Origin of the sequence: Megasphaera hominis (genome assembly GCF_014269395.1) — a bacterium.
Classification (GTDB): domain Bacteria; phylum Bacillota; class Negativicutes; order Veillonellales; family Megasphaeraceae; genus Megasphaera; species Megasphaera hominis.
In genome coordinates this window covers 1-5442 of the sequence record NZ_JACOGK010000061.1, presented here as the reverse complement: position 1 = coordinate 5442, position 5442 = coordinate 1, and the positions used below count along the sequence as shown (strand labels likewise).

5 protein-coding genes are annotated in these 5442 nt (G+C 47.2%); 3 read left to right on the top strand and 2 right to left on the bottom strand.

The window, feature by feature from the left end; translation table 11 throughout:
* Nucleotides 1–450: 450 nt before the first annotated feature.
* Nucleotides 451–717 (bottom strand): type II toxin-antitoxin system RelB/DinJ family antitoxin, encoded by a 267-nt coding sequence (locus H8J70_RS12175; protein WP_186504562.1) that lies wholly within the window; start codon nucleotides 715–717, stop codon nucleotides 451–453.
* A gap of 811 nt (nucleotides 718–1528) precedes the next feature.
* Here H8J70_RS12175 and H8J70_RS12170 point away from each other — a divergent pair.
* The 3 genes from H8J70_RS12170 (at nucleotide 1529) to H8J70_RS12160 (ending at nucleotide 4989) form a co-directional block, all read left to right on the top strand.
* The gene (locus H8J70_RS12170; protein WP_186504561.1) at nucleotides 1529–2269 is read left to right on the top strand and encodes a GntR family transcriptional regulator; all 741 of its coding nucleotides are present in this window, start codon (nucleotides 1529–1531) and stop codon (nucleotides 2267–2269) included.
* Nucleotides 2270–2558: 289 nt separating this feature from the next.
* A complete protein-coding gene (locus H8J70_RS12165) occupies nucleotides 2559–3527 on the top strand; it encodes a bile acid:sodium symporter family protein (RefSeq protein WP_186504560.1) in 969 nt (322 codons plus the stop codon).
* 52 nt (nucleotides 3528–3579) lie between these two features.
* Complete coding sequence (locus tag H8J70_RS12160; RefSeq protein ID WP_186504559.1) at nucleotides 3580–4989, top strand: FAD-binding oxidoreductase; 1410 nt, start codon at nucleotides 3580–3582, stop codon at nucleotides 4987–4989.
* 350 nt (nucleotides 4990–5339) lie between these two features.
* Here H8J70_RS12160 and H8J70_RS12155 read toward each other — a convergent pair.
* Nucleotides 5340–5442: IS3 family transposase (locus H8J70_RS12155; protein ID WP_186503584.1), on the bottom strand; the 103-nt coding region annotated here is incomplete at its 5' end.

Genomic DNA, 5442 nt, shown 5'->3' with positions numbered 1-5442 from the left:
GAAAGTCTTACCTCAGGCAGTGTCCAACTTATTAAAAAGTACTGTTCAACTTTGCGTCAAATTATATTTCTGATTCTAATTTTTTAGATTTTAGTGTCCAAGTTTTGTTGACCAGTGCACCCGTCCGCTTACGCGGCCACCCTCCTTGCCACGGGGAAGGCACCGCCCACTTTCTCCTACAAGGAGAAAGCAATTGCTCCATGAATCTTAAAAAATATATGATTGTTATATAAAAATGCTTATTATTTGAGAATATATGAAATGATGGCTTTCCTCATTTTGCCTTCTCTGGGGAGAAGGTGGCCGCAACGCGGCCGGAAGAGGCGAAACTAGTAGTCATAACGTTGATGTAATAACGCGAAGCGTAACTGGGGATAGAGGGCGTGAGATTGAAATGTAATGTTGTGCATAAATACTGATTTTTCAAGACCATCTCGCTGCAAGCGTGCCTCAATCCAAATCATCCATAACCTCAGCCACAGAATCATAGGTCTTGCTCATATTTCGATCATGATTGACATCATCGATAGCCCTTATTGTCTCCAATTCACTAGGGGAAATGCGCAGATCAAAAGGAATGCCGCCGTAACGAACAACGGACCGCAGGAACATATTAATTGCAGTAGACGTGGGAATACCTAAATCAGCAAAAATAGTCTCTGCCTGACGCTTCAACTCAGCATCGACACGGAGATTCAAAGTCTTTGTATCGCTCATTATACTCAACTCCTTTCACTATTATTATAAGGCTAATTAAGGAAAATATAAAGTAATTTGCGTTACAAATGATGGTAAATCATTGTTTTGTAGGTACCCTCTATCCCCGGTAACGCTGCGCTACCGGTACTTTCTCCCAGCAGGGAGAAAGCCAATGCTCCGTGAATCTTAAAAAAATATGTTTATATATAGAAATGATTATAATTTTAAAATATATGAAAAGATGGCTTTCTCCTCCAAAGGAGAGAGTACGGCGAAGCCGGGAGAGAGGGCGTAAGATTGAAATGAGTGTTGTGTATAAATACTGATTTTTATAGGTACCCTCTATCGACCGCGGACGGAGCCGCGCCCACTTTCTCCTACAAGGAGAAAGCAATTGCTCCATGAATCCTAAAAAATATATGATTGATATATAAAAATTCTTATTATTTAAGAATATATAAAATGGTGGCTTTCTCCTCCAAAGGAGAGAGTACGGCGGAGCCGGGAGAGAGGGCGTAAGATTAAAATGAGTGTTGTGTATAAATATTTATTTTTTCGTAGGTACCCTCTATCGACCGCTTCGCGCCCACTTTCTCCCAGCAGGGAGAAAGCCAATGCTCCATAAATCTTAAAAATATATGATTTCTATACAAATATATATAATTTAAAAAGACCATGCACTCCTTGCAAAAATCGTAATACTTCTTCCTTCACTATATCAATTCTGAAAATTCTGCTTTCCACTGTAAAATTATGGTAAAATAGTATCAAACTATGACCGTGTTGAAATATGAATTGTCAAAATTGAATATCCTATAACGAGGTGACGATGGTGGATAAGCAGTCGGTTGCGTGTTTGAGGGAACGGAATCCGTTTTTGTCTCTGAGTGAGATGGTGTACGATATTTTGCTGCAGGAGATTGTTAGTTTCCGGTTGGCTCCTGGTAGCCGGGTGAATGAGAGTACGGTGGCGGAGGTGTTGGGTGTGAGCCGGTCGCCTGTGAAGAGTGCTTTGACGCGGCTTTTGCGTAATTCATACGTTGTGCGTCAGCCTGGTTACAGGGTGGCGGCTTTTTCTGAGAAGGAGTATACGTATATTGCTGAGTTGTCGGAGCTTATTGAGCCTTATGCGACGGGGCGGGCGGCTTTGGCGATGACGGATGCTGATTTGGTTGGTTTGTATGCTATGGCGGAGGAGTTGCAGCGTATTTGCCAAGATGGCGGTGATTTGCGGCGCCGGTATATTGATGTTGTGGATTTGGAGTACCAATTTCATTCGCGTATTGTTCAATTGGCGCAGCATCCGCTTCTTGAGGAGTTTTACGAACACATTAAGTACAAGCTCTACCGTTACCGGAGTTATCTGAATTACGATCCGCCGGCGGGGTATTTCGATGTTGTCGGCGCTGAGCATGTGCGGATTTGTGATATTTTGAAGCTTCGCGATCAGGGCATGGCCGAGGCGATTATGCGGCGTCATTTGGCGCTGGCCCGGGCCGAGTTCAAGCGCAAGTTTCCCATTAAGGATAATCAGGAATTCAACAGAAAAATCCCATTTACAACAAAATAGATAAAATACTAAGAAAAAATCTGACGGAATATTTAATTTATTTAGACATTCCGTCAGATTTTTTTATTCTTTTACGGAACGATAGCTGGACAAAATGTCGTATTTTATAAATTTTTGGACGAAAAAAAGGCCCAAATGAGTGAAATAGGGGAGGAGGGACGTCATTCTGGCCAGATTTTGACTCTTTTCTTTACATGATGTTAACATAAAGGCATAAAAGAAATTCGGTTTAGTAATACTTAAGCGGAGCAGGGAGCGTGTTTTATTTTTTAGTAAGGAGGTTGAACGCATGAGTGGTTTCGAAAAGTTCGTCAAATTTGTGACCAAGTATGTGACGCTGTGGGTTATTTTGTGTGCCGTTTTTGCCTATTTTGTGCCGGCACCGTTTAAGCCCTACGGCGGGACGATTCCCTGGTTTTTGGGGATCATCATGCTGAGCATGGGTCTTTCCATGACGCCCAATGATTTCAAGCTGGTCCTGACGCGGCCGAAGGATGTCATCATCGGCATCGTCACGTTGTACGCCTTTATGCCTCTCGTTGGCCTGGGCCTGGGCACGATTTTCCATTTGGATCCTATGCTCACTGTGGGCCTCGTGCTCTTGGGCTGCACGCCTACAGGGACGTCTTCCAACGTCATGACCTTCCTGGCGAAGGGCGATAAGGCTCTGGCTGTTACCGTATCGAGCCTGAGCACCATCGTTGCCCCGGCTGTCATGCCTGTGCTGCTTCTCTTTTACGTCGGCAAATACCTGCCCATCGACGCGGTAGGCCTTTTCATGAGTATCGTCAAGATCGTCATCATTCCCATCGCACTGGGACTTCTCATTCACAAATTCTTTACGAAGCAAATGCCTGTCATCCTCAAGGTCGTGCCTCTGGCAACAGTTGGCGCCATTATCTGCATCATTTCCGTCATTGTGGCCCTCAACGTCGAACGGCTCCAAGCCGTAGCCGGTATGGCTGCCCTGACCTTGGTACTGTACACGGCCATTGGCCTTCTCATTGGCTACACCGTAGCCCGTCTGCTGCGCATGAAGGCACCGAAGCGGAAAGCCATGACCTTCATCGTAGGCGTACAAAATACGGCCTTGGCCGTTACCCTGGGTATTACCTATTTTGATCCCATGTCGGCAATCCCCGGCGCCATCGGCGTCGTCTGGACGACAGTATTCTGCTCCTTCGTAGCCTCTCTCTGGGGCAACAAAACAGAAGACACGACAGAAGCAGTGCCGCCGGCACAGGGAACCGCTCATTGACACGGAGACAATGCCGCAGTGAGGCATGTATATTCGAAAGGAGAGATGTATCATGGTAAGATTCAATAAAATATCGGCAGAACTGTTGGACGAATTGAGACACGTACTGGGCGAAAAAGGCGTCACTGTAGACCCGGAAAAACTGGAAACCTACCAGACCGACGAAGAAGGCAATCCCTATTGGTTCCATACGCCGGAAGTCGTCGTCTTCCCAAAGACGACGGAAGAAGTAGCCGAAGTCATCAAACTGGCCAATAAGTACGTCGTGCCTATTACACCCCGTGCTGCCGGCTCCGGCGTTGCCTGTGGCGCCATTCCTGTCTACCACGGCATCGTCATGGAACTGGACAAAATGGATCAGATCCTGAAAATCGACGAAGACAACCTCTACGCCATCGTCCAGACCGGCGTCCGTACGAGCGTCATCCAGCAGGAATGCAAGCAGCGGGGACTCCTGTATGCCGGTGACCCGTGCAGCGCCGACAGCTGCCAAATCGGCGGCAACGTAGCCACCAACGCCGGCGGCAACAAAGCCGTCAAATACGGCACCACGCGGAACCAAATTTACGGCATGAAGATCGTCACCCCAACCGGCGACATCGTAGACGTAGGCGCACGCCTGCAAAAATGCTCCACCGGCTACTGCCTGGAACAACTCATCTGCGGCTCCGAAGGCACCCTGGGCGTCGTAACCGAAATCACACTCAAACTGCGCCCGTTGCCACCGTGCAAATTCGACCTCGTAGCCATCTTTGACGAAGACGCCAAAGCCTTCGCCCTGCCCAATAAAATCCTCAAAGCCGGCATCGAACCGACGAGCATCGAATACATGGACAACAAAGCCCTCAAAATGTGCAGCAACTTCTGCAAAGTCACCCTGCCTCACGTAGAAGACAACTGCTGCTACGTCATCATCACCGTAGAAACCTTCGACGAAGACGAACTCGATAAGAAAATGGAAAAAATCAGCGACCTCTGCGAAGCCATGGACGCCGTCGACGTCATCCAAGCCGACGACCGCATCTGGGGCTGCCGCAGACAATTCGCCGAAGCCGCCCGCGACATCGACATCATGTTCGTAGCCGAAGACTTCGTCGTACCCTTGGACAAAATCGCCGAAATCACAGCAGAAGTACCGGGTTTAGAAGAAAAACACGGCATCTACACCGTCACCTCGGCCCACATCGGCGACGGCAACATCCACGTACTCCCGCTCAATAAAGACGGCCTCTCACCAGAAGCCTGGATGAAAAAAATGGCCGGCTTCCACAAAGACCTCTTTGAAAAAGTCTACGCCCTAGGCGGCAAAATGTCCGGAGAACACGGCATAGGCTACAAGAAACTAGAAGACTTCAAACGCTGCACCCCAGCAGGCGAATACAAGATGATCCGGGCCATCAAAAAAGCACTAGACCCGAATAATATCCTGAACCCTGCTAAGATCGTAGATTTGGAAGAATAGATAAAGAACAGCAATGCTGCGGCAGTGCGGAAAGAGTGGAGGATACGGGAGGAAGAAAAATGGATTCCTGACGATTTGCGTCAGGAATCCATTTTTTGGGTTATGCATTTTTGCAGGAATGGCTCTATGATTGATTTTATCAATCATAGAGAAGCACGGCCGCAACACCCGCACGGGGGTGTTGCGCTATCGACCTTCGGCCACTTTCTCCCAGCAGGGAGAAAGCCAATGCTCTATAAATTTAAAAAAATATGTATTTGTATATAAAATAATGATAATTTTAAGATATATGAAACGATGGCTTTCCCAGAGGGGAAAGTGGGGGGTGCAGACGTTTTTTTGGACCGTCCTCACTTTGTAGGCAATAAGCCTAAACTTATTCTATACTGTATCGGGCTCATGCCACCCAAAGACATCTTAATCCGATCTTCGTTATACCAATGAAGATATCTA

Coding starts and splice junctions, on each gene's coding strand:
- H8J70_RS12175 (WP_186504562.1), bottom strand. CDS start 717: ATGAGCGATACAAAGACTTTGAATCTCCGTGTCGATGCTGAGTTGAAG.
- H8J70_RS12165 (WP_186504560.1), top strand. CDS start 2,559: ATGAGTGGTTTCGAAAAGTTCGTCAAATTTGTGACCAAGTATGTGACG.
- H8J70_RS12170 (WP_186504561.1), top strand. CDS start 1,529: ATGGTGGATAAGCAGTCGGTTGCGTGTTTGAGGGAACGGAATCCGTTT.
- H8J70_RS12160 (WP_186504559.1), top strand. CDS start 3,580: ATGGTAAGATTCAATAAAATATCGGCAGAACTGTTGGACGAATTGAGA.